This is a genomic window from Agarivorans sp. QJM3NY_29, assembly GCF_050870835.2.
GTDB lineage: Bacteria > Pseudomonadota > Gammaproteobacteria > Enterobacterales > Celerinatantimonadaceae > Agarivorans.
Genome location: NZ_CP194036.2, coordinates 1920168 through 1946556, shown reverse-complemented (window position 1 = coordinate 1946556; position 26389 = coordinate 1920168). Strand labels below are relative to the sequence as shown.

26 protein-coding genes are annotated in these 26389 nt (G+C 38.8%); 3 read left to right on the top strand and 23 right to left on the bottom strand.

The annotated features are described in order from the left end of the window. Positions 1 to 6: 6 nt before the first annotated feature. Together ACRRS0_RS08955 and ppiC are read right to left on the bottom strand one after the other, a co-directional pair. A complete protein-coding gene (locus ACRRS0_RS08955; protein WP_432453549.1) occupies positions 7 to 378 on the bottom strand; it encodes an AAA family ATPase in 372 nt (123 codons plus the stop codon). Between the two features lie 92 nt (positions 379 to 470). Continuing rightward, complete coding sequence (gene ppiC, locus ACRRS0_RS08950; RefSeq protein ID WP_432453550.1) at positions 471 to 749, bottom strand: peptidylprolyl isomerase PpiC; 279 nt, start codon at positions 747 to 749, stop codon at positions 471 to 473. A gap of 408 nt (positions 750 to 1157) precedes the next feature. On the opposite strand from ppiC, the gene ACRRS0_RS08945 reads away from it, so the two are divergent. Genes ACRRS0_RS08945 through ACRRS0_RS08935 form a run of 3 tightly spaced genes read left to right on the top strand, consistent with a single transcriptional unit; the run spans position 1158 to position 4911 of the window. Next, on the top strand, positions 1158 to 1826 hold the full coding sequence (locus tag ACRRS0_RS08945; RefSeq protein WP_432453551.1) for a YjbF family lipoprotein: 669 nt from the start codon (positions 1158 to 1160) through the stop codon (positions 1824 to 1826). Between the two features lie 33 nt (positions 1827 to 1859). Continuing rightward, positions 1860 to 2768: a capsule biosynthesis GfcC family protein gene (locus ACRRS0_RS08940; protein ID WP_432453552.1), complete on the top strand. Its 909-nt coding sequence runs from the start codon at positions 1860 to 1862 to the stop codon at positions 2766 to 2768. Beyond that, positions 2761 to 4911 carry a YjbH domain-containing protein gene (locus ACRRS0_RS08935; protein ID WP_432453553.1) on the top strand — a complete coding sequence of 717 codons (2151 nt, stop codon included), beginning with the start codon at positions 2761 to 2763 and terminating at the stop codon, positions 4909 to 4911. The genes ACRRS0_RS08940 and ACRRS0_RS08935 overlap by 8 nt, the downstream gene beginning before the upstream one ends. Positions 4912 to 4985: 74 nt before the next feature. Here the strand turns inward: ACRRS0_RS08935 and ACRRS0_RS08930 are convergent, their stop codons facing one another. The 21 genes from ACRRS0_RS08930 to ACRRS0_RS08830 form a co-directional block, all read right to left on the bottom strand. After that, positions 4986 to 6152 carry a nucleotide sugar dehydrogenase gene (locus tag ACRRS0_RS08930; protein ID WP_432453554.1) on the bottom strand — a complete coding sequence of 389 codons (1167 nt, stop codon included), beginning with the start codon at positions 6150 to 6152 and terminating at the stop codon, positions 4986 to 4988. 371 nt (positions 6153 to 6523) lie between these two features. Next, positions 6524 to 7798: a hypothetical protein gene (locus ACRRS0_RS08925; RefSeq protein ID WP_432453555.1), complete on the bottom strand. Its 1275-nt coding sequence runs from the start codon at positions 7796 to 7798 to the stop codon at positions 6524 to 6526. A 215-nt stretch (positions 7799 to 8013) separates the two neighbouring features. After that, positions 8014 to 8940 carry a glycosyltransferase gene (locus ACRRS0_RS08920; RefSeq protein ID WP_432453556.1) on the bottom strand — a complete coding sequence of 309 codons (927 nt, stop codon included), beginning with the start codon at positions 8938 to 8940 and terminating at the stop codon, positions 8014 to 8016. Continuing rightward, positions 8940 to 10076, bottom strand: coding sequence for a hypothetical protein (locus ACRRS0_RS08915; RefSeq protein ID WP_432453557.1), 1137 nt, complete (start codon positions 10074 to 10076; stop codon positions 8940 to 8942). Before ACRRS0_RS08915 ends, ACRRS0_RS08920 begins: the two co-directional genes overlap by 1 nt. Further along, positions 10073 to 11245 (bottom strand): hypothetical protein, encoded by a 1173-nt coding sequence (locus ACRRS0_RS08910; RefSeq protein WP_432453558.1) that lies wholly within the window; start codon positions 11243 to 11245, stop codon positions 10073 to 10075. Before ACRRS0_RS08910 ends, ACRRS0_RS08915 begins: the two co-directional genes overlap by 4 nt. A gap of 67 nt (positions 11246 to 11312) precedes the next feature. Further along, positions 11313 to 12419, bottom strand: a complete 1107-nt coding sequence (locus tag ACRRS0_RS08905) for an N-acetyl sugar amidotransferase (protein WP_432469369.1) — start codon at positions 12417 to 12419, stop codon at positions 11313 to 11315. 41 nt (positions 12420 to 12460) lie between these two features. After that, positions 12461 to 13189 carry a HisA/HisF-related TIM barrel protein gene (locus tag ACRRS0_RS08900; RefSeq protein WP_432453560.1) on the bottom strand — a complete coding sequence of 243 codons (729 nt, stop codon included), beginning with the start codon at positions 13187 to 13189 and terminating at the stop codon, positions 12461 to 12463. Further along, positions 13167 to 13766 carry an imidazole glycerol phosphate synthase subunit HisH gene (gene hisH / locus ACRRS0_RS08895; RefSeq protein ID WP_432453561.1) on the bottom strand — a complete coding sequence of 200 codons (600 nt, stop codon included), beginning with the start codon at positions 13764 to 13766 and terminating at the stop codon, positions 13167 to 13169. Before hisH ends, ACRRS0_RS08900 begins: the two co-directional genes overlap by 23 nt. Continuing rightward, a complete protein-coding gene (locus tag ACRRS0_RS08890) occupies positions 13766 to 14746 on the bottom strand; it encodes a sulfotransferase (RefSeq protein ID WP_432453562.1) in 981 nt (326 codons plus the stop codon). Before ACRRS0_RS08890 ends, hisH begins: the two co-directional genes overlap by 1 nt. Before the next feature lie 35 nt (positions 14747 to 14781). Next, the gene (locus ACRRS0_RS08885; RefSeq protein WP_432453563.1) at positions 14782 to 15222 is read right to left on the bottom strand and encodes an adenylyltransferase/cytidyltransferase family protein; all 441 of its coding nucleotides are present in this window, start codon (positions 15220 to 15222) and stop codon (positions 14782 to 14784) included. After that, complete coding sequence (asnB, locus tag ACRRS0_RS08880; protein WP_432453564.1) at positions 15216 to 16742, bottom strand: asparagine synthase (glutamine-hydrolyzing); 1527 nt, start codon at positions 16740 to 16742, stop codon at positions 15216 to 15218. The genes ACRRS0_RS08885 and asnB overlap by 7 nt, the downstream gene beginning before the upstream one ends. A gap of 2 nt (positions 16743 to 16744) precedes the next feature. Further along, entirely contained in the window at positions 16745 to 17872 is a 1128-nt protein-coding gene (locus tag ACRRS0_RS08875) for a DegT/DnrJ/EryC1/StrS family aminotransferase (RefSeq protein ID WP_432453565.1), read from the bottom strand. 10 nt (positions 17873 to 17882) lie between these two features. Further along, a complete protein-coding gene (locus tag ACRRS0_RS08870) occupies positions 17883 to 18341 on the bottom strand; it encodes an acyltransferase (protein ID WP_432453566.1) in 459 nt (152 codons plus the stop codon). 3 nt (positions 18342 to 18344) lie between these two features. Further along, positions 18345 to 19403: a Gfo/Idh/MocA family protein gene (locus ACRRS0_RS08865; protein WP_432453567.1), complete on the bottom strand. Its 1059-nt coding sequence runs from the start codon at positions 19401 to 19403 to the stop codon at positions 18345 to 18347. 103 nt (positions 19404 to 19506) lie between these two features. Beyond that, positions 19507 to 20556 (bottom strand): DUF1972 domain-containing protein, encoded by a 1050-nt coding sequence (locus ACRRS0_RS08860; protein ID WP_432453568.1) that lies wholly within the window; start codon positions 20554 to 20556, stop codon positions 19507 to 19509. Next, positions 20553 to 21101 carry a dTDP-4-dehydrorhamnose 3,5-epimerase gene (gene rfbC, locus ACRRS0_RS08855; RefSeq protein WP_432453569.1) on the bottom strand — a complete coding sequence of 183 codons (549 nt, stop codon included), beginning with the start codon at positions 21099 to 21101 and terminating at the stop codon, positions 20553 to 20555. The genes ACRRS0_RS08860 and rfbC overlap by 4 nt, the downstream gene beginning before the upstream one ends. Positions 21102 to 21112: 11 nt before the next feature. Next, the gene (gene rfbD / locus ACRRS0_RS08850; RefSeq protein WP_432453570.1) at positions 21113 to 21985 is read right to left on the bottom strand and encodes a dTDP-4-dehydrorhamnose reductase; all 873 of its coding nucleotides are present in this window, start codon (positions 21983 to 21985) and stop codon (positions 21113 to 21115) included. After that, positions 21982 to 22878 (bottom strand): glucose-1-phosphate thymidylyltransferase RfbA, encoded by an 897-nt coding sequence (gene rfbA / locus ACRRS0_RS08845; RefSeq protein WP_432453571.1) that lies wholly within the window; start codon positions 22876 to 22878, stop codon positions 21982 to 21984. The genes rfbD and rfbA overlap by 4 nt, the downstream gene beginning before the upstream one ends. Continuing rightward, the gene (rfbB, locus tag ACRRS0_RS08840; RefSeq protein WP_432453572.1) at positions 22878 to 23975 is read right to left on the bottom strand and encodes a dTDP-glucose 4,6-dehydratase; all 1098 of its coding nucleotides are present in this window, start codon (positions 23973 to 23975) and stop codon (positions 22878 to 22880) included. The genes rfbA and rfbB overlap by 1 nt, the downstream gene beginning before the upstream one ends. A gap of 180 nt (positions 23976 to 24155) precedes the next feature. Then, on the bottom strand, positions 24156 to 25280 hold the full coding sequence (gene wecA / locus ACRRS0_RS08835; RefSeq protein ID WP_432453573.1) for a UDP-N-acetylglucosamine--undecaprenyl-phosphate N-acetylglucosaminephosphotransferase: 1125 nt from the start codon (positions 25278 to 25280) through the stop codon (positions 24156 to 24158). A 45-nt stretch (positions 25281 to 25325) separates the two neighbouring features. Next, a complete protein-coding gene (locus ACRRS0_RS08830) occupies positions 25326 to 26321 on the bottom strand; it encodes a Wzz/FepE/Etk N-terminal domain-containing protein (RefSeq protein ID WP_432453574.1) in 996 nt (331 codons plus the stop codon). Between the last annotated feature and the right edge of the window lie 68 nt (positions 26322 to 26389).

Genomic DNA, 26389 nt, shown 5'->3' with positions numbered 1-26389 from the left:
GATAAACTAGGCTTCCCATTGCTGACGCATTTTTTCAATGGTATCTAGACTCACGCCATGAATATTCGAATAATTTGCGGTGCAGCAAATAATCTTGAGCGTTGCACCGTATTGTTTAGCCAACGCGCGATAAGGCGCCATTTCCCATTGCCGAACAAAGGTATTAGCCACTACCACATCCTTACCTAAAGCTAAATAAGCCGCGGTTTGCTGCTGACACCACTGGTGGGCCTGTGCAATTTCTTCGCCCCGATAATGATAGTTTCCCAGCGCATCGACAAAGTACATATCGGCTTCGAGATGCACCGCAGCTAAGCTAGCAGCAAGGCTTGATTTTCCGCTACCAGGTAAGCCGCGGATCAATGTTAAAGTCTGCATATCAGAGAAACCTCAGGCTAGCTCGACCAACCTAGATAAAAACCGCCATGGTTCGCTCCCTTCATCTTAAACCATGCGCCCAAATAAACGAATTAGGTTCGATAAAGCACTTTAACCACATGCCAGCCAAACTTGGTTTTCACCAAATGAGGCACCAATAGCTCGCCACTAAAACACACCTTATCAAACTGAGGCACCATTTGGCCGCGACGAAACTCACCTAAATCACCGCCCTTTTTCCCCGAAGGACAAGATGAATATTTCTTCGCTAAGCTCTGAAACTTTGCCCCTTTTTTTAGTTGCTGAATAATGTCTTCTGCTTGTTGTTTGTGCTTTACCAAAATATGTAAAGCAGCTGCGGTACTTGCCATCTATGTTCCTATCCATCACTTAGAATAATGAGCGTCAACAAAGCGATAGCAATCGCGTTGTTGAAGGCTGTGAGCGAATACCAAACTTAAAGTTCTCAGCAAGATAAATTGACTCACAATACCGAGATTGCAAACCAATTTAAGGCAAACAAGAGTTTAAAAGCAGTATTGGCGCTAAGGCTTATCCCAAGTTCAGTTATTACGATAAACTATCGACAAAGTTTAGCAGCTTGGCGATCAATAGTCCCGCGCTCCCCCTTACAACTCAAATCTGCCCCCAAGACCAACAAGCATTGCGTAAACAATCAACAAAATAACTAAAGAGTCAAGATAATCAGCAGCATACTCTTTTAGCGGCTGTCATCTAATGCTAAGCTAAGCCGATATTTACAGCCTTAGGCAATGGAAATGCGTTTAAGCAAATTATTAATTTCAGCCCTGTTTTCAAGCACCATGTTAGGGTGTACTCAAGACTATAAAAGTGGTCAAGAACTAGTCGATATCGCCATCAACGGCCTCCCTGAAGCGCAACTCACTGAACAACAACGTCTCGATTTGGGCTTCGCTGCCCTCTATATTAAATACGGCGAGCATCCTCGAACCTATATCGCCCTTGCCAAAGCCAATCAAGATGAAAGAGTTTGGGCGGCCACCGACGGGATAACCCTGGTAACTCGCAACGGACAAATCATTCGCAGTGACGGCCTCCCTTTTGCAAATAGCGGGGTACGCTACCAAGGGCAAAATCCATTCACTTTAGGATTAATCTTGGCAAGCAAACAAGCCACGTTCTCAGCCACCCGAGATTTTATTTCTGAAGGTTTATTTAGCGTACCAAGTCGTTCCACATTCACAGCACATGAAACCAGCACACAAATGATCGCGGGTAGCGAGCGAAGAGTACAACGGATCAGCGAACAATTAGCAGTGCCCAGCCTCAACTTTCACACCACGAATCAGTACTGGGTCGAACAAAGCAATCACAAACAAGTGGTTTGGCGCAGCGAACAACAGCTTGGCCCCGACCAACCAATCATATTTTTAGAAACGCTAATGCCTTATTACGATGATATTTAATTCGTCATTGCAGAGCTAACAAGGAAGAATTTTATGCGCTTATTGCGTAACCAAAGACAGGAGAGCTGCTCTCCAAATCTGGCTATTTCATCTCAACCAAAGGACTTACCGCTGAGCCGTCGGGTTTATAACAAAGCCTTTCAAGCCGCCAGCCAATTGCTTTATGTAGGCCTAGCCCTTGCCAGCCTTCATATAGTAACAAGCGACGCCGAAACTTTAAGTCAAGTGCCAGCTAATAAGCAAACAGCCACATCGATGGTGGTTAGCGTTCAACAAGGCCAAGCAACTCAAGACTATACTCTGCCCGTTGACTCACGTTTAAGCCAAGTGATGATGCAAGTTGAACTCAGCGACAGTGATTATTGGTATGCCATAGCTTGGCTACGTCCGACCAACCAAGCCATTTACCAAGATAAAAAAGCGCAATTGTTGGCATTAATTGAGCAACAAATGGAGCAAGATAAATATGCCGAGCAATGGCGCCTAGTCAAACAACAAGTTTCTGCAATAATTCCCACCAATCGTTATACGGTACCTGTGCACCCCGATCGCGTGTTTGCGGCACCAGAGCAAAACTACTTGCTTAAGGCGCATGACCAATTGGTCATTCCAACTCGGCCAAGCACTGTCCGCATGACTGGATTTATTCCAACACAACAACTGGCACACCAGCCCAAACAAGATATCACCAAGTACCTAAGTGCTTACCAGCCATTCGATCTTGCAGACAATAGCTATGTTTGGCTGATTAAACCCGATAGCAGTATTCAACAACTGCCAATCGCTTATTGGAACAAACAGCAAAGCCAGCCAATTGCGCCAGGTAGCATCATTTATGTGCCAGCCAAATCTCAGCTGTTTTCAAAGCAATACCAACAAATCAACCAGCTCTACCTTGAGCTTTTACAGAACCAATACATAGGAAGCGCTCAAGGTGAATAAATTCAACCCTCCCAGAATAAACGCAATAGCAAGCAACAATACTATCTCCTTGGTCAGCATCGCCATCAGTTGTGCGCTCTGCAGCAATATTAGCTTGGCAGCCCCCAGCCAATCAGACTATGGCGGTGCAGGCCTGATGCAAATGCCGTCGGCAAGAATGAGTCCAGAGGGCGAGTTTGCGTTTAATATTAATTACGTTGACCCTTACATTCGGGGCGCCGTAGCAGTCACGCCAGTGCCTTGGTTCGAAGGGGTAATTCGCTACACCTCGGTAGAAAACCGTTTGTATAGCTCCTACCCTGGTTATAGTGGCGATCAAAGCTATAAAGATAAGGGCTTCGATGCCAAGTTTAGGCTTTGGCAAGAATCCTATTATTTACCTGAAGTCGCCGTTGGATTCCGAGATATTGGTGGAACAGGCTTATTCTCTAGTGAATATCTCGCCGCGAGTAAACGCTGGGGTAAAGTTGATTTCACGCTCGGTATGGGCTGGGGCTACTTGGCCCATGGCAGCAGCATCAGCAATCCCTTCTGTAAGCTTAAAGAGGGAGCCTGTAATCGATCCGAATGGACTCGGACTGATGACGATCAAGGCGGGCAAGTCGGTTTTGGTAATTTTTTCCGCGGTGAGCAAGTGGGCCTATTTGCTGGCCTAGAGTATCAAACGCCGATTCAGGGTTTGAGTCTCAAGCTCGAATATGACTCGAATGACTATCAAAACGAAGGCTTAAGTAACCAATTTACTCAAAGCTTGCCAATCAATGTTGGCGCGGTATATTCTTGGGGAGACTATGTGCAATTCAGCCTCGGTTACGAGCGCGGCAATACCGTGATGGCAGGTTTTACGCTACGCACCAATTATCAAACTGTCCCCAATCAAATTAAACTTGATGCACCACCAGAGCCGATTAAGGCCCAAACAGTGCCAAATCACACAACCACCGATTATGATGAACTGGTCGAGGCGCTTGCAGATAATGCGGGCCTACTAGCAAAACAAGTGGTCGTCACAGAAAAGCAAGCCGATATTACTGGGGAGCAAATAAAATATCGTGACCGTAGCGAAGCGGATCAGCGGATCGCCCGAGTACTCAGTAATCGACTGCCGGAGTCTGTCACTGAATTTAACATCATAGAAAATGCTCAAAATTTACCGCTTTATCAAACCACCATCCAGCGGGACAAATTTTTACAAGTGGCCAACAACCAACTCGATCCGCTACAAACATCAAAGTATGCCGAAACACAAGCGCTTGAAGATACGCATCAAGCGAACGACAAACGCTCTATCACCGAGGTCAAACATAAACCTTGGAATGTATCCTTATATCCCGGTTTAACCCAAAGCCTCGGTAGCCCCGAAACTTTCTACTTTTATGCCTTATCGCTACATTTAGCCGGTGAGTACCAACTGACTGATAAGCTTAAAGCTGACGGAGTCACCTCGTGGACGGTTGCCGATAACTACGACAAATTCAATTACAAAGTTGATCAAAGCACTGGCGCAATCCCCCGCTCTCGCACCTATATTCGCGAATACCTCACCGACAGTGATGTAGGTTTATCTAACTTACAACTCACTTGGTTCGATAGTTATGGTAAAAACCTTTATGCACAATATTATGGCGGTTACCTTGAATTTATGTATGGTGGAATTGGTGGTGAATGGCTGTATCGGCCCTATAATAGCGCTTTTGCCTTTGGGGTGGATATGAACCGAGTGAAACAGCGTGATTTTAACCGCGGTTTCGGCTTCAGAGATTACGAAGTAACCACAGGCCATGCGGCACTCTATTGGCAGACTCCCTGGTACAACATCCATACCGAGCTATCTGCGGGTCAATACCTCTCAGGAGATCGCGGTTTTACCGTTAATTTATCAAGAGAATTCGACAATGGCACCATCGCAGGTATATTTTTCACCAAAACAGATGTAAGCGCGAAAGACTATGGTGAAGGCAGCTTTAACAAAGGCTTTTACATTAAAATTCCTTTCGACATGATGCTTACTCGCTCCAGCACCAAGTATGCAGCCTTTAGCTGGGTTCCCTTAACGCGTGACGGTGGTCAAAAACTAATACGCAAATACAGCTTGTACGACCTCACCAAAGCCAAAGGAAGAAACAGCGTTGGGACTCACTAAGACAAATCAGCGGGTTATCTAAAATAATAAAAAAGGCGCTCTAAGCGCCTTTTTATTCAAATGTAATTAAAATACTAATCGCTACCAAATAGATCGCGGGTATAGACTTTATCGGCTACATCCTTAATTTCATCCACCATCCGATTAGCAATAATCACGTCGCAGCTTTGTTTAAACTGGTTTAGGTCACGTATAACCGTAGAGCGATAAAACTCATCTTGCTCCATTACCGGTTCATAAATCACCACTTCAATACCCTTAGCTTTAATTCGCTTCATAATCCCCTGGATACTCGAGGCCCGGAAATTATCCGACCCCGACTTCATGATCAGGCGATATACTCCGACTCGTTGCGGGTTACGCTTCACAATCGACTCAGCGATAAAATCTTTACGGGTAGTATTAGCATCCACGATTGCGCCAATAATATTATTGGGTACGTTTTTATAGTTGGCCAATAGCTGTTTGGTATCTTTAGGTAAACAATAACCCCCGTAACCAAAAGAAGGATTGTTATAATGACTGCCAATACGAGGGTCTAGACCGACACCTTGTATAATATGACGACTACTCAGACCATGTGTCTCAGCATAGGTGTCTAACTCGTTAAAATAAGCCACGCGAAGCGCCAAATAAGTATTGGCAAATAGTTTAATCGCTTCTGCCTCAGTTGAGTCGGTCAATAATACGTCGATATTCTCTTTTATTGCACCTTCGACCAACAAGTTGGCAAAAGTTTCCGCGCGCTCCGAGACCTCGCCCACCACAATCCGAGAAGGATGCAAATTGTCGTAAAGAGCCCGCCCTTCTCGTAAAAATTCCGGAGAAAAAATAATGTTATCTACTGCAAATTTTTCGCGAATAGACTTAGTGTAACCAACCGGCACCGTAGATTTAATCACCATCACCGCTGAAGGGTTAATCTCAAGTACATCTTTAATCACCGCTTCAACCGACTGAGTATTAAAGTAATTAGTCTCGGGGTCGTAATCAGTCGGTGTAGAAATAATGACATAATCAGCGTCTTTATAGGCCAATTGCTTATCTAACGTTGCGGTAAAACTTAACGATTCGTTGGTCAGAAATGCTTCTATCTCTACGTCTACAATTGGCGAGCGCTGATTGTTAAGCATTTCTACTTTCTCAGGAACAATATCGACAGCAACCACCTCATGATGTTGAGAAATCAGCATCGCGTTAGATAAACCCACGTAGCCGGTCCCGGCAACAGCAATTTTCATTCAAATATCCTTAATTTCAATCTATAAACGGTTTTTATGACAGTCTTTTGACTATAGTGAGAAATCTTTAAATCGATATAGTCATGTTATACTCATAGCTTAAGCTCCGATATAACTAAAGTTAAACGCAGATAAAAATTGGCGTTTAACTTACCATTGATAGCGAGGCGCTATTATAATTCCGCGGTGTGTTTGATGTTCAACCAGATGTTGAGTAACCCTTCGAGCAATACTTACAAACGAACCTATCAAGTTTTTTGTAAATTACTTCACGATACATAATACAACGATATTAACAAAACGACCGTTCATATTTTATGAAAATCTAACGTCTTAACGATTCAATTAAAATATGCGGAGTAACTACCTTTTTAGCGTTTTTTTACTAAAAAAGCTCTTAGCATAAAAACAAAATAAATAAGCACAAGAAATGGATCATAAATAAAGTCATTAAAACCCGACATTATGTTAACGTTTAAAGATAGATATATTAGAAACGGAACCCGAAATTTAACTGGGAAGATCACTATGCTACGTACAATAAATAGGTAAAACAAAGGAACATAAAGGATAGAAAAGACCAAGCCATAATATGAGAAATTGGCGAAAGCTTCTCCTAAAAAAAGAGTGTTATACGTTCCTCCAATACCCATCTCAACCCAGGAAGGATTGACTGTAGCCATTACTATTTCCCCAGAGCGAGGGGAAAAACCAATACCCAAAAGCTTTGAAAAGGACCGAGAAAGAGATTCAAGACCAAGGTGATTATTTTGAAATATCTCCATATGGGCATATAGAGACGATACCTCACTAATAAATATCCTGCCAATCAAACCTTCTCTAAATGGGGATAACATATATTCTAGATCGACATTTTTGATAAGTAAAAAATAGACAAAAAACATAAACAGGATAAAATATAAAATCAACTTAAATAATTTTACAAAACTAAACTTACTATTATAATTAACTACTAGATATATACTTAAATACAACATTACTAATGATATTTTTTTTAGCGAAATCAGCAAAAACAAACTAAAAATAAATGTAACTATATAGAGAAATGTAGTAAATGATTTAGTCCTATTAGATACTGAATAATAGTAAAGTAACGAGACCCAAAAAACACCTTCTAAGACAACCTTCTTAAATAAATAGTCGCTCCCTGCCGAGGTACTTGCTTTTCTTAACGCCATTATTGCATATTGATTTTTTGCTTGAAACATACCTAAAATAAAGTGCCCATCAACGTATAAATAATATGAAAAAATGAGAGATATGATGATGATGATAAGCCAATCAACCCCGTCAATTTTAGATTGAGAGTAAAGATGAACTTTACGAAGAAACCTAACATTAACTTTGCTGACATATGACATCAAAAATACGGCTGCTGTAACAAAAATAAGGATCAGTCCATCATTTTTTGTATAATTAAATACAACCTTATTAAAGTAATGACCCTCACGAAGAAAATATATAGTTATTACACCAATCCACGCTGTAACACATAATATAATCAAGCTGAAAGTAGCGGGTTCAGCTATTATACTTATATGTGTTTGACTACGCCTATTAAAAGGGAAAAACCATATATAAAAGCAAACCACAAACAAAATCAAAATAAAAAATAGTAGTTCCAACTTAGTATCCTGGAATAGATTTCATCAAAGATAGACCATCAACCGTGAAAATTAAAGAAAGCGCTCCTAATAAGGTAAAAAACGCACCTCACCGAGCTAGCATTCACCCAAAAGCATATGGAATATAATTGGCTAACATAATCATAAGTAGCTTATAATTTTATAAGAGATAGATCATTGAAAACTATAACCTTCCTGTTAATTTATAGCTTACACTAACACTTATCACCTCTGATTTTCACGAGTAGAAAATCCAAAATGAGAAAAAACAATATAACCGATTTATAAATAGGAGTAATAACTTTTGATTTAGATACATTTTTAATAAAAAATAAATAATCAAATTTTCTGTTAGTTAACAATTTAGAGTTGAAATCATCATATTGTTGTCTCAAAACCCGAACCCTTTTAGGCATACTAAGCAACAGTGATATTTTAGAACTCTTAGAGCTATTACCAAGGACATTATTGGAATGTTGGCGGTACAATACTAGAGGCTTATCAATATAAATTGTTTTCAAATCCAAAAACTTACAAATTAAAACTAAACTCCAATCGTGCATTATTTCTGATTCAAACTTAGTATTTGCATAAATAACAGATAGTTTTTTAGATATCAAAATAGTCATACCAACTACGGGATTTGCGAAAACAACACTCTCATCAAAACGTTCTAAGTTGGGTGTAAAATATGGAGAAACATGATTTCTAGCGCTAATCAGAGTTACTCCTGATGAATCAATAGTACTTACATCTGAGAAAATCAAATCGACTAAAGGATTCGATTTAATTGCATTACTATATTCAGATAGCTTATTTGGTAACCATATGTCGTCTTGGTCACATAATGCGATGTAATCAAAACTCATAGAGGACATAGTCATTTCTAGAATTCCAATTTTAAATCCTGCGGCGACTCCAATTGGGCTATTTTTAAGAACTATTTTAACCTCTACATTAACCTCTGATAAAGCAATAACTTCTGATAAAAATGTCTCTAATATCTGAACTGTTTGATCTGAACTACCCCAGTCATACACAGATATAACTGACGGCATGACTTCCTGTGAAATTATAGATTCTAATTGTTGCTTAATATACTTCTCACCATTGTAAGTACACAATAAAACTGCAATATTCATTAGTAATTTCCTGTGTACTTATTAATATTAATTGGAGAGAAGTAATCAAAAGCCCAATGACTTATCCTGGATTTATTTTCTACTGTTGGCACTACAAGGATGCACTTGTTACTTTCAATGACTTTTGAGGGATAGAGTTGATATTCATTGATAAGCCTAACAGCTTCACCCACCCATTTGTTTGTAATTACCGGTAGACCGAAATAAGTGTATTCAGCAAACTTAACACTTAACCGTGTAAACCAATCGTGAGACTCATCCATAAATATCATCCCATAATCGGCGCAATGAAATATATCATTAATGGTGATACCTTCAGGTAAGGTATCTAAGGAATAGACGCGCACATTTTCGAGTGAACCTAACTCACTTGAGAGTATCTTATCTCTGTCTTGTGAGACAATTAGAAACTGTACATCTCTACCAAATTCGTTCAATATATGGCTTGTATATAAGTCAAGATTATTCCAACCGCTATTTAAACTACCGTAATATAAGATGGTTTTCTTTTTTTGGTTCAAATTTAGACTATCTTTAAGAGATGAAACATCTTTGTTTTTATCAAATCCACCATGTTCTGTTCTAAAACAAGGAACCATTACAATGTTATCGACATTATAATGTCTAGAATAATAATCAGCCATACCTAAAGATACGCAAGAAGTACGCGCGGCCAAACCTATTATTTTACTTTCGACTCCAACCCAATAACGGTAAGATATTGAATTAACCTTCATTCGATTTGCAGTAATACACTCAAGCGGATAAAGACTTCTTGGATCGAAAATATAGTCTATATTGAAAATCCGCTTCACATAATAAGCTACTAGTCCAGAAAGGTAACCTCTTGCAACAAGTTTAGTATCGCTATTAACATTATACCTCACTCTCAAAATCAATGCACAACAGATTGCCCATAAATTATATAATACACATAGGAAGTTGTAAGCAACAACGCTTTGGGGTAACAGAATATTTAACTGACTCACACCTTCCATTTCTTGTGAATAAAATGGTCGGTTGATACTGACTATTTCAAAATTCTCTTCAAAATGGTTTATTATGGGTTCTATAAACTGTGATTTCAAAAGCCCACAGTTTAAGTTTTCATTAACAGAAATAAAAATATACTTCACTGCCCACACCCTACCTTCTCTTTACCAAATAAGGACAACAACAATTGTACTGTGAACTTTAGAGACACAATAAAGATGGATAAGATAACCTGCATTTGTGGAGAAATATCTATCCATGAATTTGATATTAACAAAAGAAATACCATTACAAATAAATTATTAGCCAGATCGTACTTTTCAAGTCCTTTCCTATATATATTAAGCCCAACACAACCAGAAAAAGTGATTAAACTTCCAAGTAATATTAGAAATGTTAGTTGATAATATTCATCGTAACTATGTATCGCCATTATAAAAACATAAAAAAACAAAACAACAAAAATCATCATTTTCGAAATTCTATCAACTGAACTTAACTTTCCTCCATTTAGTTTCACTATGACTTGCTCTTTTAATATGACAGACACAACATAAGCCAGAGGTAAAACCACCCCTACAGCATAAATGAAAGTAGCATTCATGAGATTACTATTATGACTAATTACATGGTACAGAATCGGCATGTGTATCATGTCGAATAACATAGAGAAATTTCTTTTTACAATACGCCCTTTAAAGTTTCTATATATTTCAAAAAAGGAACCTTCATTAAAATAAAATTTAATATTAAATATAAAAATAGCGAAACAGATAACAAGAGCACAAATCCCCCCTTGTATATACAACTGATCTTCTGACGTTACAATAACTTCGCCTATATTTTTTACTAAATACAAAATGAAAACCATAATGATTATTAACAAAGATCTACCATACCTTAGAAAAACAACTCCTTCTGTTTGTTTACGAAAAAGAAAATACTGAGCTAACAGTTTAATAAAGGCGTAAAAAATAGAGGTTGTTATTATTGAGAAAGATAAGTAGTTGCTTCCAGCCAAAAAATACAAAAAAATAATGATAAATGACAATGCAACCAAAGTAAAAAATGATGTGTTAAATAACTTAGATATATCAACACTTTTTCCTTCCGGACTAATATAAAGCTCCATAATTGATAAATATATAAACGTGGAGAGATATATCGCCCACGCGTTTAAAGAAAGATAATTAGCATACTGAGATTTATCTGCAAGTAAAAGTATTAATGTAATATTAAGAAAATAAGATGTTCCAGATGCTACAACTGATGAAAGCATGAAAACATACTTATTTTTAAACAGTTCAATCATTGATTGAATCCTACTGATACCGAAGTGATGAAACCATCTATAAATCCTATGATGATTTCGACACTAATTAGTGTTCAATTATTTTTCTAACATAATCTATAAAACCCTTAGAAAAAAAACCCATATCTTTGGTCTTTTTTCCAAACTTAAATATAAAGCTGTCCTTCATTGTACGGTAGTCGATATGGTATTTCTTTCCCTGGATCATATAAAGATCAAATTCCGCTTGAGTGATTCTCAACTTTTTGCAAAAATAATGTATTTCAGCTTGAGTTTCTCTGCCAGTGATATCCTCATTTTTGAGTTTATATAAGCACTCTTCTCTACTCATGTCGCCATTCAAAATAAGAGCGGAATAATGTGCTCTGCGTTTATCAAAACCAAAACGGACGGGAAGAAAGTAATTTTGATAAAAACGAGTTATAAACGACTCACCGTGCTTTCTTGGGTACTCTACCCATCCTAAATCTCGTTCACACCGGCTAACTGCTAATCGTTTTGAGTACTCAGTGTACTTCAGAGGACGAACAATGCTTAAACCACCACCGAGTTGGTCATATAAGCTCTTATACCAGTTTTTAAAAGGCAACTTTACCGGTGTAGTAGCGCTAAATCTCTCGTATAAACCTTTTAAGTAAATAGGATCTCGCTGACCGTAAGACCAATCAGAACCCATTACGCCTTCTGTTTGAGGGTTAGTACCAGACAAAACGTGTTTTATATTAAACTTTTTAGCAACTTTCCTTAGAGCATAATTAATAAATAAGTCCGTCGGAGCTTCAAGGTCCGGCACTCCTGCTTTTAGGATAGCTAACTGCATTAGTCGGAATTCTTCCCAATCAATTACCTCGGTATACAAGTCAACACCAAGTATATCAAGCTGTTTGTGAATATTAATATTTGCTAGGCCACTATTCCAACCATTATCAATATGAACAGCTAGAGGTTTAAGGCCTAAATCTCGGACAGCATGTAAAATTAAGTATGAACTATCTAATCCACCACTAACACCGACAATACAATTATACTTGCCTTCTCGACTTCCAATTTCAGCAAGTTGTTGTTTAAAAATCTTGGTTTCTTGTTTAGTGATAATATTAAGTTGTTCATATTTTTTACAGTGATTACAAACACCATCTGAGTCAAATGTGATACTTGAGTCGGTTGTATCCATTACACACTTAGAACATACAGTATAATTATTACTCATCTGATTTAACGCCCTTTTACACTAAACTTTGCAGGATAGTGAGTAAGTGGTGATTTCAATTGAGAATAAAGGCTTATTGCTGTTGTTGATACCACTCCATCTAGAAATTCCGTCTTTTTAACACTACTGAAATCTTTCAAACCACCAGATAAAAGAATCGGTAACTCCCTCACTTCTTTACTTAAATAGTTGATTACGTCTAAGTCTAAACTTGTTTCTTGCCCATCCCTACTCACATTGTTCAAGATAATTTCCCCTACAAAATCAATTGGGATAGTATCGAGAAGCTCGGTTAACTTGCCAATACGGTCTTTTCGATACTGTCCACCAACAACATAACGCTCACCAGCATTCTCGATATAATCGACAGATACAGCAACAGCTTGTCTTCCAAATCTTTCAGCCAACATATATACCTTATTCGTGCCAGCCCACACTGAATCCGAAACAATTACTTTCTCCGCACCGGAAGAAACCAATCTTGTATAATCTTCGATTTGATCACACACACCTCCTACTGTGACGGGCGAGCGACACACTGATAGGATATCTTCAACAAACTTCATATTGGGCGCGGAGCGGACAAAGTTCAACACAAGTTCTTGGCAGCCTTGATCAGAAAGAATATTGCATATGTTTATCGGACAACCTAAGTAAATGTTTGGTCTGAATTTTTCTGTTTGGTAAGCAATACCGTTAAAAATGGTTACTTTAGCGACTATTCTCTGATTCATTAATAATTTCTTCTAGTAATCGATCACCGAACTCGTAACTTTTTTCTGGATGATATTGAAAAAAGAAGCCATTTCTTGAGCGGAAGCTAGCTAATAGATTCATATTATGTCCAAGAAAAATGCTATCTCCCACATTCTGATTATTTATAACTTCTATATCAGGGACGGCATAGGAATGCATAAAATAAAAGTTGCCTATATCTCCTAGGTCTCTCCAACCGATATTAGGAACTTTTTCTTTACCTTTAGGTATCTTTTTTACTAGTCCTGATAAAAGAGATAGCCCTTTAAGGCTCCCCTCTTCACTGGATTCAAAACATATTTGCATCCCCAAACAAATACCGATCATAAAACCATCATTTTGGTAATGTTCGGTAATTTTACCTATAAGATTTTTTTCATCCAGAAATGACATACAGGAATCAAAACTTCCTACTCCTGGTAAAACTAAACATATATCTGGAGTTATATCTTGAGGGTTACAAGAAACAACATACTTCTTACTTGAGCGCTTTAACCAATATTCAACTGCTAAAATATTAGCGCCCGGTAAGTTAAGAATTACAAATCTATTCATTATGACAAGTCCAACATTTTAATTATACTTTGACACTCATCATTATATTTTTCTAGCCAACAATGTGAATTTCGCCATTGCCCGATGTTCTTTTGAGAAACTTCCGGCTTAAATTTCAGGGTGACACGCTGTTCCAGTAGTTCAGGAATAAATTCTTTCAATCTAACCAATTCATCATCATAGTTATTGCATAATGCTTCAAAACTTACAATATGAATTCTATCAGGGTTATTTGATTTTAACTCAATTAGTTGAAGATACATTCTTTTCTGCCATTTTATGAATTTATCAATTTCATACGGCATTGCAAGCCAACCGACTCTAAAAGAATCAGCGTAAACATCTAGGAGATCACGAATAACGACCACTATCTTAGCATCGCGGTGCATTTCCAAAATTGAATTTGAAAATAAAATGCTAAAGTTTTCATTGATAGCAAAATGCTTATTACCTGTTTTCTCTAAATGTTTGAATAACTGTTTTTCCACAACAGTACCAATGATTGAAAAAGCTTCTTCTTTTGTTGAAAAATCAGTTAGCCACATTTGTTTATTTATTAGGTTTTTCTTCCAGAATTTTCGATTCATCACAAAGTTAGCCGAAGCTAAAAATGATTGCGAATTTCCATACCACAGGCCTTTATAACCTTCGTAGCCGAACTCTTTCTTTAGGTCGCTTTCAATTTGTATATATGCTTCTTTCAAGTAACCTTTTAGTTTCAACTTACTGTATGGACCGAAGCTGGGTTTCGTTAATCGCTTAGTAAGCTCAGTAAAGCGATTAATACTCGACGTAATATGAAACATACTCGTTTCACCACTGAGCTTATTACCAAGATCAATCAATCCATCCGGATCGACCCATATTCGCCATTCCTGACTCGGACACAAGACACCGCTATACTCTGATAGAACATCACATAGAGCACTAGAGCCTGTAGAACCAAGTCCTGCTACAAACAGTAAAGATTTTTTTTCCACCAAAAAGACTCCTCCATCTTACCAAGCTTCTAATGTCACTTTAGTTCCTTGCTATCTATAGCTTCAGAGCGTAAAGAAAGAAGAGTATTGTTTATTAATGTAGAAGATGTAGATTTCGTATAAGGGAAATATACTAAACGCACACCAGCAACTGTTAATTCCCTATCTATTTGATCCCATTTATCAGTTTTGTACCAATCATCGCCCACAAACATAATGTTAAATTTGTAACGGTTAAAAGCGTCCATTTTATCCATTGTGGATTGCTCCACTGCTAAATCTACATATTCACACGCTGAAACTATTTCTAGTCTCTCTTCGAACGGTATTACTGCCTTTTTGTTTTTATACGAAACTAGTTCGTCATTAGTAACCCCTACAATCAACCTATCGCACATGGCCTTTGCATTCCGGAGAACCCTTACATGCCCGACATGAAAAAGATCAAAAACACCTGTTGTATATCCAACTACCATCCGAGTACCTCTAAATTAAATGCTCTGAATTTTTCATATTCTTCGAAACGACTATTGTGAGCACCAAAAGTAGAACTGAAGCCAATTTTATTTCGATTAATAGGCCCATACAACCCTAAGTTTTCACACATTTTTCTCAGTGGAAGTTTTGAATAAGTATTGTTGATCTTATCTGATGGATTCCCACGATATAAATAGCTGACCAGACCATAGCTTACAAATGGAACACGAGCCTCTTTCGATGCTGCCATACTCGCAGTATCCATTCTTCTCAACAACCCCGTCAAATGAACCTTATGAAAAAAGTCTTCAAGGAACTCAATTGGTTTTTTATTGGCTTTCAAATCGAGAAGATAACTTTCAAGTCTTTTAGTGCATAGCTCTTTAGGTGCATACCCATACAGTTCAAGAAACTGCTTTAGACTAAATTCACCATCGATGTGAATGAATGCTCTGAAGATCCGATCATAACCAAAAAATAATTCATCCGCGCCTTCCCCAGTCAAAACGACTTTTTCGTTGGCTGTCATTTGATTACAGATCGCATAAATCATACCTTCATTTGGCACACTCAAAGGCTCACCACGCAATTTAATGAGGTGCTTCCATACTTCAGTCAATTGTTCTTCTGATAGAGTTAAGGATTCAATCGACTTTCCTAATATACTAGCAGTCTCTTTAGCTTCGGCTATCTCGTTATGCGCTTCTAGGCCTATAGTATAAGTTTTTCGCGCTGAGCTAAGTTTTGTAATAAGCGAACTATCAATTCCTCCAGATAGGAGACACACGTTAGTTACATCACTTAACTCATGGAATTTCACTGAATCCCTTAATAACTGTTCAACTTTAGCTTGATCGATTTCCGATTCTGTAGAAGAACTATCTATTGTAAGAACATCGACTACATCACCATTTTTTAGGATTGTGCCCGGTAGAACTTCATCAATTTCATTGAAGAACGTTTTCCCTGGCATTGGCCGCCGAATCAAACTCCACTCAGCTAAAGATTCACTACTAACGGAACAATCGAACATTTCTCTAATTGAAATAGTTTCAGATGATAGAAAGAATCCTTGGTCGGTACTTGCACTAAAGAGAGGCTTAATGCCGAACCTATCTCGAGCTGCCCACCAGCTTTTCTCTTTAAGATCGTAGATCACTAGCGCAAACATACCATCTAGCATAGAGAAAATGGCTTTACCTTCTGATGCAAAGCCTTCAATAATAGTCTCAGTATCACAATCGGTATCACATGTAAGATCTAAACGCTTTCTGATATCTAAATGATTATAAATTTCGCCATTATAAATAATTTTATAACGGCCGCACTTAGAAGACATAGGCTGATTTGTTGACGATGTCAGGTCTAATATTGACAATCGAACATGTCCAAGATGAACATCACCAATGTTTAGATACCCAATAGCATCTGGCCCACGCCATTCTTGTTTTTTTAAAGCTTTAACAAAACAGGACTCTGTAATATTTTGAAGTGACTTTGCAAAAAATATCCCACACATACTTAGCTACTTGTCTGATTTGTTGAATAAAAATTACGGATCTTATCGCAAACCCTAACTACAAACTCATCTGGCATTTCGGGATAAATTGGAAGTGACAGAATTTGCCGTTGACTATTATATGCGTTTGGAAAATCATCATATTTGTGACTAAAGCGTTCATACGCTTTTAAGAACGGTAAAGCTACAGGGTAATTGATAACCGTGTGTACATTATTCTGCTTTAGATATTCAACGAGCTCACCGCGATTTTCCACTTTCACAACATATAGATGCCAAACATGCTCATTACCATCTGCAACTTTTGGGCACTCTATTTGTTCAATTCCTCCAAGTAGCTCAGTGTATCTAGCCGCGACACGTTGTCGCTCTTTCGTCCAACCTACTAAATACTTGAGTTTAACATTTAGTATTGCGGCTTGAAGTCCATCTAACCGACTGTTAATACCTTCAATCTCATGAACACCCTTTGTTAAGCCCCCATGTCTCGCGAATTTTGCCATTTGATCAGCAAGTTTTTTATTGTTGGTCGTCGTAGCTCCAGCGTCTCCCATAGCCCCTAAATTTTTACCTGGATAAAACGAGAAACTAGCAACATCTCCGAAAGTACCAACTTGCTTGTTCTTATGGGTAGCCAAATGCGCCTGAGCACAATCTTCTAGAACCCACAATGAATGTTCTTTAGCAATAGCCATTATCTCAGTCATATTTGCGGCTTGGCCGTACAAATGAACAGGGATTATACCTACTGTTTTATCAGTAATCTTGGCTCTAATCTCTTCGGGATCGATAGTGAAAGTATCCACTTGAGTGTCACAAAAGACGACTGTTCCTCCGGCTTGAGTAATCGTCTCTGTAGTTGAGATCCAAGAGTGGGCTGGAGCAATAACTTCCTGACCTTCTTTTAAACCAAGAGCTTTCATTGCTATGTACAACGCATCAGTGCCATTAGCACAAGAGACGCAATGCTCTACTTGCATTAGCTCAGCATAGTTAGCTTCAAAAGCTTCAACATGTGGGCCTCTGACGAAACTAGTGTTTTCCAACACATCCTGTAAAGCATTATCAATTTCAGTTTTAATTGACTGATAATGCGCGTACAAATCATTAAAAGGTATTCCCTTATTCATATAGCACCTATTATAGTTTTCTGATTAATCTGGCAGGGTTACCCACATATATTCCAGATACTGCGATATTTTTTGTAACGACAGCTCCTGCACCAACTACCACATGATCACATATTGATACTGGTAAAATTGTCGCATTACTACCGACTGATACGTTATTGCCAATCGAGGTTGAACACCATTTCGACTGTTCTCCATTTGCAGGTCCTCCTGATGAAAAAAGGTCATTGACAAACATTACACCGTGACCAATAAAGCAATCAGCACCGATTGTAACCAATTCGCAAATAAATGAATGAGATTGAACTTTACTTCGATTTCCAATCACAACTCCTTTTTGGATTTCAACGAATGGTCCAATAAACACGTCGTCACCTAAGGAGCAGCCATAAAGGTTTACGGGTTCAATCACCTTGACTTTTTTGCCAAAAGTAACATTTCTAATAGTCACTTCTCGTTGAGTAAACATTTATTATTCCTTACCTAAACGACATCGCTTCGGTTTGAATCTCAAATAAACTTCTTTTTTGCTCTCGATAGATTCATATATGGCATTAATCAATTCCAGGCTTTTTCGGCCTTGAAGACCATCAACAAGCTGCTTAGTGTTATTTTCAATTGCATCAACAAAATGTTGATAATAAGCTTGATGTCCAAACCCATAGACATTGGGCGGATTTACAGAATACTCACTTAGAATGTCTTCGTCACCCTTTTGCGATTCAGAAAAATTCCATGTTTTCATTTCATTTACAGCAAAACCACCAATTTCGACAGTTCCAGTTGCGCCTAGAATAGAAATGGACCCCTCTAAGTCCTTAGGCCTAACAGCTGTCGTAGCTTCGATGATACCTAAAGCACCGTTTTTAAAACGAACATTTACAATCGCAGTATCCTCGGCTTCAATGTCGACTAATGCGGTTGTACTCATAGCATGGACACTCTCGACTTCACCCATCATCCATTCAAGCAAATCGATGTGGTGACTTGCTTGGTTAGTTAACACACCACCATCCATCGCCCAAGTTCCTCGCCAAGAATCCTGATCGTAATATGCTTGGGGGCGACACCAACGGACACGTACAGTCCCTAAAACTAATTTACCAAAACGACCATCTTCCAAAGCTTCACGCAATTTCATTACTGGAACATTGAATCGATTTTGTTTAACAACAAAAAGCTTTACTCCGGCCGAGTCACAGGCTTCAATCATCCGATCCGCATCTTCTAAGGTTAGTGCTATCGGTTTTTCAACGATTATGTGCTTCCCATATGAAGCAAGATCAACTACGTTATCTGCATGGTTACCACTTTCTGTAAGTACGACAAACGCGTCTATGTTTTCACTTCCTGCCATTTCATGCATATCTGTGAAGTAAGGTACATCAAACTTGTTGCCTATTTTCTCAGCTTTTTCTTTGACAATATCACAGACAGCAGCTAAACGTGCACCTTCGATTTGTCCAAATCCAAGTAACTCGGAATGTCTTTTTGCGATACGACCGCAGCCAACCAAAGCTAAATTTAACATTTTCACCTCCTAACCTAATTTATGTAAGTAATGGTCCTAATAAGTCACCACGCAAGGTATTAAAACTCGATACTGTTACCTAAAGAAAACCTATATGGTGTGATTAATAGAGGCTCTCGTATTGTTCGTTGATTCGCTTCCATGTGTAATTCTCACGAGCAACTTTCAACAACTTGCTACAAGATAAATTCCAATTCTTATCGAGTTTTTCAATCTTATTTCGTAAATCATGACTATTACTGAAAAAAAATGCATAATTGTGTGTTGTATTTCTATTAAAGTCACAGTCATAAGCAATGATGGGAACTGAAAAATGCATCATTTCAACTAAGGATGGATTTGTACCACCAGCGGAATGTCCGTGAATATACATAGAACAGTTTTTTCTAAAAGAATACAAAGTATCAAGGTCATAAACTGGATTAATTATTTCTATATTTTCATGGCGTGAATATTCTTTCTTCAACCTTATCCCATATTCACTAGCCTCCCAATTACCAATAAACTTTAAGCGTTGATTTGTTCTCGAAAATGCTTTCAAAATCATCTCAATATTGTTTTCAGGTTCAATTCTGCATATAGCCAAACCATAGTCATGCTCTGCATCAACCGGTTCAATATTTCGTAGCGCATGATCGCCTCCGTATGCTATAACAGTGCTCTCAACACCATATTCATCAAGTACATAATCAAAAATAGCTCTATTATCAGTTACTATTGAACTCGAATATTTTACTGCTAATGATTCCGAAATTCTCAAGAATTTCTTTGCTAATTTATTCCACTTCTCTCTTCGCCATTCCAAACCATCTATGTTAGTAATAATTTTACTATCAGATAACTTTGAAAATATAGGTAAAAAAATACATCCGGAGACACCTAATATAAGCACAATATCAGGACGAATTTTCAGACATTTAATCAATGACCAAATATCATATGCCACACTTTGCACACCATTAGCCTTAATAGGTATATATATTAGATTAGCGCCATTATGGTTTTTTATTTTTTCAGCGTAATTATCTGATGAACAGAAAACACTATATTTTATTTTTTCACTTGCATTATCAACTAAGTTTTCAACCAAAGATTCAAAACCACCATAGCAAGCAGGTATACCAACCGTACCAATAACACAAATCGTTTTCATAGTTTATTAACTAACTCTTTAAATGTCATTGCTTCTTTATCCTTTTGTGATAGCTTAGGTTCACCATCAAGAGGCCAATTTATATTAATAAAATAATCAGACCAAGAGAGAGAAAGTTCATGTTGGGGTGAATAATAATCTGTACACTTATAAACGAATTCAGCCTCATTCGATGTCACATAGAACCCATGAGCAAAACCTTCAGGCACCCAAAGTATACGTTTATTCTTTTCAGATAAATACTCTCCTACCCATTGCCCGAATGTAGCGGAACCTTTTCGAACGTCAACCACTACATCAAACACTTCACCTAAAACTACTCGAACTAGCTTTCCTTGAGTATTTTCTGTTTGATAGTGAAGACCACGTAGAATACCTTTACTCGATTTAGAATGGTTGTCCTGAACAAAAGTAGTCGGTTTGCCCGTGACCAATTCTTCGAACTTTTTTTTGTTCCAACTTTCCATAAAAAAGCCACGTTCATCACCGAACACTTGTGGCTCTATTATTTTTACTTCTGGGATTTTTGTATTAATAACTTTCATGATTATTCACCCTAACTATAGGCTTTTATATTGTTGAGAGCATGTATCCAATCACTTGGTTTAACATCAAATATAGTTTCAATTTTGGTGCTATCTAAACGTGAGTTTGCAGGTCTCGGTGCGGGTAGCAAATATTGATTAGCTCCAATTTCGTTGACTATTGGAGCCTCATCAATCACTTCATTTTGCACTGCAGCATCAAAAATCGCTTTAGAAAACTGATACCAACTAACGTATGGTTGCCCTGAAAAATGGTATATTCCAGATAAGACTAAACCACTAAAATTATCCAGAATTACCACAAGTGCTTTAGCAATATCACCAGCATACGTCGGACTACCGTATTGGTCACCTATAATGCGTAACTCTGGCCGTTGTTTGCCGAGGCGCAGCATTGTTTTTACAAAGTTATTACCGTGTTCTCCGAACACCCAGGATGTTCGCAAAATAGCGTATCTAGAGCAATAGTTAGCGACAGCTTGTTCACCAGCTAGCTTACTTTGACCATATACACTTTTGGGATTAGGTATGTCAGTTTCAAGGTAAGGGGCTGCTTTGTCGCCATCGAATACATAGTCAGTTGAGATATGCAGCAGCAATGCATCTAATGACTGAGCAGCTTTAGCTAAGTAAAGTGGGCCATCTCGATTGATGGCATAGCTCATATCGATTTCAGTTTCAGCCTTGTCTACTGCCGTATGCGCAGCGGCATTGATGATCACATCAGGTTTAAGCTCTGCAACCATTTGTTTCACTTGCTGCTCATCTGTGATATCTAACTCGTCCCGATCATAAGCTATTACTTCAGTACTACTACGCTCTGACAACAGGTTCACTAAGCAATGTCCAACTTGCCCTTTACTTCCGGTTATCAATATCTTCATTTCTTCACCTCACAGCTGTTTGGCCCCCCAACCAACTCAGCCAAGTATTGGCCATATTCGTTTTTCATCATTGGCTTCGCGATTTCAAGCAATACTTCATCACTTAACCAATGATTACGCCAGGCTATCTCTTCAAGGCAAGCGACCTTAAGCCCTTGCACATTTTCAATGGTTTGCACAAACGATGATGCCTCATGCAAGCTTTCATGAGTGCCTGTATCCAACCACGCAAAACCACGGCCAAGTAGTTCAACGTTAAGAGTTCCATTTTCTAAATACATTTGATTTAACGTTGTAATCTCAAGTTCACCACGAATAGAGGGGTTCACCTGCTTAGCCCATTCAACTACGCGATTATCGTAGAAATATAAACCTGTTACGGCATAGTTTGATTTTGGCCGCTGCGGTTTTTCCTCTATAGAAACTGCTTTCATGTCACTATTGAATTCCACCACACCAAATCGCTCAGGGTCTTTCACTTGATAGCCAAACACAGTGGCTAAACCTTGCGAGGTTAGTTCACTGGCGCGCTTGAGTTGTCCACTAAAAGATTGCCCGTAGTAGATATTGTCACCAAGCACTAGACATACAGAATCATCACCAATAAATTCTTCACCAATAATAAAAGCTTGTGCTAGACCATCCGGGCTTGGTTGAACTTTATACTCTAGATTAATACCATAATCTGAGCCATCTCCTAAAAGGCGTTTAAAGCCAGCTTGATCTTCTGGGGTGGTAATAATCAAAATATCGCGAATACCCGCCAACATTAGAGTTGAAATAGGGTAATAAATCATAGGCTTATCATAAATTGGTAACATCTGTTTAGACGTTCCGCGCGTTAGAGGGTATAAGCGCGTTCCCGAGCCACCTGCAAGAACGATCCCTTTCATTATTTTCGATCCTCTTCGGTAATATTCTCTACACCTAAGCGTTCACGTTGGTAGCTGCCATCTTGCACGTTTTGACACCATTCTGTATTCTCGAGGTACCACTGAACGGTTTTCTTTAAGCCCGTTTCAAAAGTCTCAACTGGCAACCATCCCAACTCTCTTTGCATCTTACTCGAGTCAATTGCATAACGCCTGTCATGACCGGGGCGGTCTTGCACATAGGTTATTTGGCTTGAGTAGGCACTTTCTTTCGGTACTAACGCATCTAAAATGGAACAAATCGTTTGTACGACTTCTAGGTTTTGCTTTTCGTTGTGCCCACCAATGTTGTAAGTTTCACCCACCTTACCTTCGGTAACTACGGTGTAAAGCGCACGGGCATGATCTTCTACATAGAGCCAGTCACGGATTTGGTCACCTTTGCCATATATAGGTAGCGGTTTACCTTCTAAAGCATTTAATATCACAAGTGGTATGAGTTTTTCAGGGAAGTGATAAGGCCCATAATTGTTCGAACAATTAGTTACCATCGTTGGCAGGCCATATGTTCGCAGCCATGCACGCACCAGGTGATCGCTTGACGCTTTAGAGGCAGAATAAGGGCTAGAAGGCTCGTACGAGGTTGTTTCTAAAAACATGGGGAGCTCTGTACCCACTTCTGCTTCATCTGGATGTGGTAGATCACCATACACTTCATCGGTTGAGATATGGTGAAAGCGAAAAGCTTGCTTAGCTACATCATTTAGCTTGTTCCAATAATCACGCGTGGCTTCAAGTAAGGTATATGTGCCAACTATGTTGGTTTCAATAAACGCAGCAGGCCCTGTGATAGAGCGGTCAACGTGACTTTCCGCAGCTAAGTGCATCACTGCGTCAGGTTTATGCTCAGCAAACACCCGCGCCAACTGAGCACTGTCGCATATATTGACTTGCTCAAACTCATAGCGCTCATTTGATTCAACAACAGTTAAAGACTCTAGATTGCCTGCATACGTCAAACAATCGACGTTGACTACGTAATCTGAAGTATTTTGAATAATATGGCGAACGACTGCTGAGCCTATAAAGCCCGCACCACCGGTTACAAGAATTTTCACTGATTAAACCTTTCTATACATAAGTCAAATTTTTGAAAATTTAGAAGATATTCCTAAACACGTGAGAAATTTTTACTTTGATAGCCCATTTTATTCCAGACGATTTTTCACCAGTCCTTGCAATACCTTGACTGCACCTAATTTTGGACTCTCATTCCAGTGGGTAATCTATATATTTTTCTAAACGCTTTTGTGCTTATAACTTCTCGATAGCTTTATTTGATTCACGCGTCGCATTCGCCGGAATGCTTCGATTTTTCGAAATGCTTTTAGCAAACGCCAAATATATCGTAAAGCCGTCAAGTATCCCGCAAAAACCACGAGAAACAGCCCAAAAGAAAACCAATCAGGTACGTTAAGATGATCGAGTAGCACGCCAAACATAGAAATAGTAAAACTTAAACTAGTAATACAAATAAGTGTTTGTTTGGAGTTAAAGCCTGCACGCATGAAAATATGGTGAAGATGATCTCGGTCAGGCTTAAAAGGAGAACAGCCTTTACGTTTACGACGGATCATCACTCCGGCCATATCCATCAGAGGAATCGCAATAACCCATAGTGAAGTCACTGGATTAAATGCTGCTGATTCGCCTTGAGAGCCAATGGCGAGTAACCAAACCACACTCAGGCCTACAAACATTGAACCCGCGTCCCCCATAAAAATTTTTGTACCGTTGGGGTTATCGGCGCGAGTGAGGTTAAAAATAAGATAAGGGATCAGCGATACCACCAAACACATTGCTATCCATGATTCAATTAAATAGCCTTCCAATATAAACAGCAAAGACAACGACAACATACTACTAAAAGTTACGCCACCCACAAGGCCATCGATACCATCCACCATGTTATAGGCATTAATCGCGCCCATAACCGCTAACAAAGTAAAGGGGATAGAAATCCATCCTAAATGAATATCACCAAAAGCAAGTAAGTTACCTAAATTTTCAATTCTATCTCCACTGGCAAACATCATGACACTAGCAGCCACGGCTTGACAAAACATCCGGAGGCGTACACTTAAATCATATTTATCATCCAGCATTCCGACTAACAAGATCCCACCAGAAGCCAGTAAAAAATACTTGAAAGAAACATCATAGCCGTGAGCAATCACCATCAGTGACAATACAAAACCCACATATACCGCAATCCCACCAATCAGCGGAATGGCGCCTACGTGCAATTTTCGCTCATTTGGTTTATCCACCAGCTGGTGTTTCACCGCAATCGGTTTTAACAATTTAATCGCACTAAAAGTACCACCAAATGCTACAAATAAAGACAAAACGAAGATGCTCATCCCTGCCAACCTATAAAATTTAAGCTTAAAGCTATCAAGAGTATTTTACTCATTGTTTTCTGTACTTTGTTGTTCGCTTCGAGAAAAATGGCGAATAAGTACCAGCATCACACCAAGCATTCCACCCAACAAGGTCCCTAATACACAAATTAACGCTCGTTTAGGTTTTACTTTTTTTTCTGCAACAACAGGTGGATCAATCACTTTAAACACGAAGTCCTCATTGGCCTCGGCTAACATTAACGTTTTGGTCTGCTCTTCAATCAATTGATAGAAAACACTCTGCATCTGCGCAACCGACGTTTTTTCCAGCTGCTGTTTTAAATAATTAATATTTGCCATGGTTTCTAAACGAGCACGTTGTTTCATCACTTGGTTAATATCTTCAATCAACCAACTCACCCACTGTTGGGCAACCACTGGCGAAATATGCTCCGCGGCAAGAGTGATTAAACCGGTTTCTTTATCAGTAGAAACGCTCAGAATTTCCTTCAAAAAGAACTCATGGCTTTCTTGCATGGATGGTTCTGGCTGTTGCGGCGGTTTGGCCTCGCGCACCCAGGTCTTTGAGCCGGCGTCATACAATTCCGGATCTAAATCTAATTTCTCGCTAATTGGATCCCATGATAAGGCCGCCATCAACTGTGGTTTTATTTGGTATTTGTTAACAAATTCACTAAAGAACTGCCTGGATTTGAGTACTTCGATGGCCAGCGTTGTCTGATCGGTTCCGCCTCCACTGCCAAGGTTAATCCCCGCCAACGATGCCAAACCACCAAACTGCGAAGCCATACTATTGAGTTTGTTATTTTCTTGATTAGTCGCCGCCAACAAGGCGTTTGCACGGTAAATATTGGGTTGGCTAATTGCAAAAAAAACCGCTGCCACCGCAAAAAGTGTGGTACAGGCTAAAATTAGCCATTTACCACGCCAAATAACAGCAAATAACTCACGTAAGTCAATTTCATCCTCTTGCTGCTGAAACTGAGGCGGATAATCTTGAAACCGCTGCTGATGTTGCTGTGGCGTACTGCTGTTCATAGTTAAGTCAAATACCGATAAGTTAGATAAAGCAATAGCCTTAGCGCAAACCAAGGCCCGAAATAATG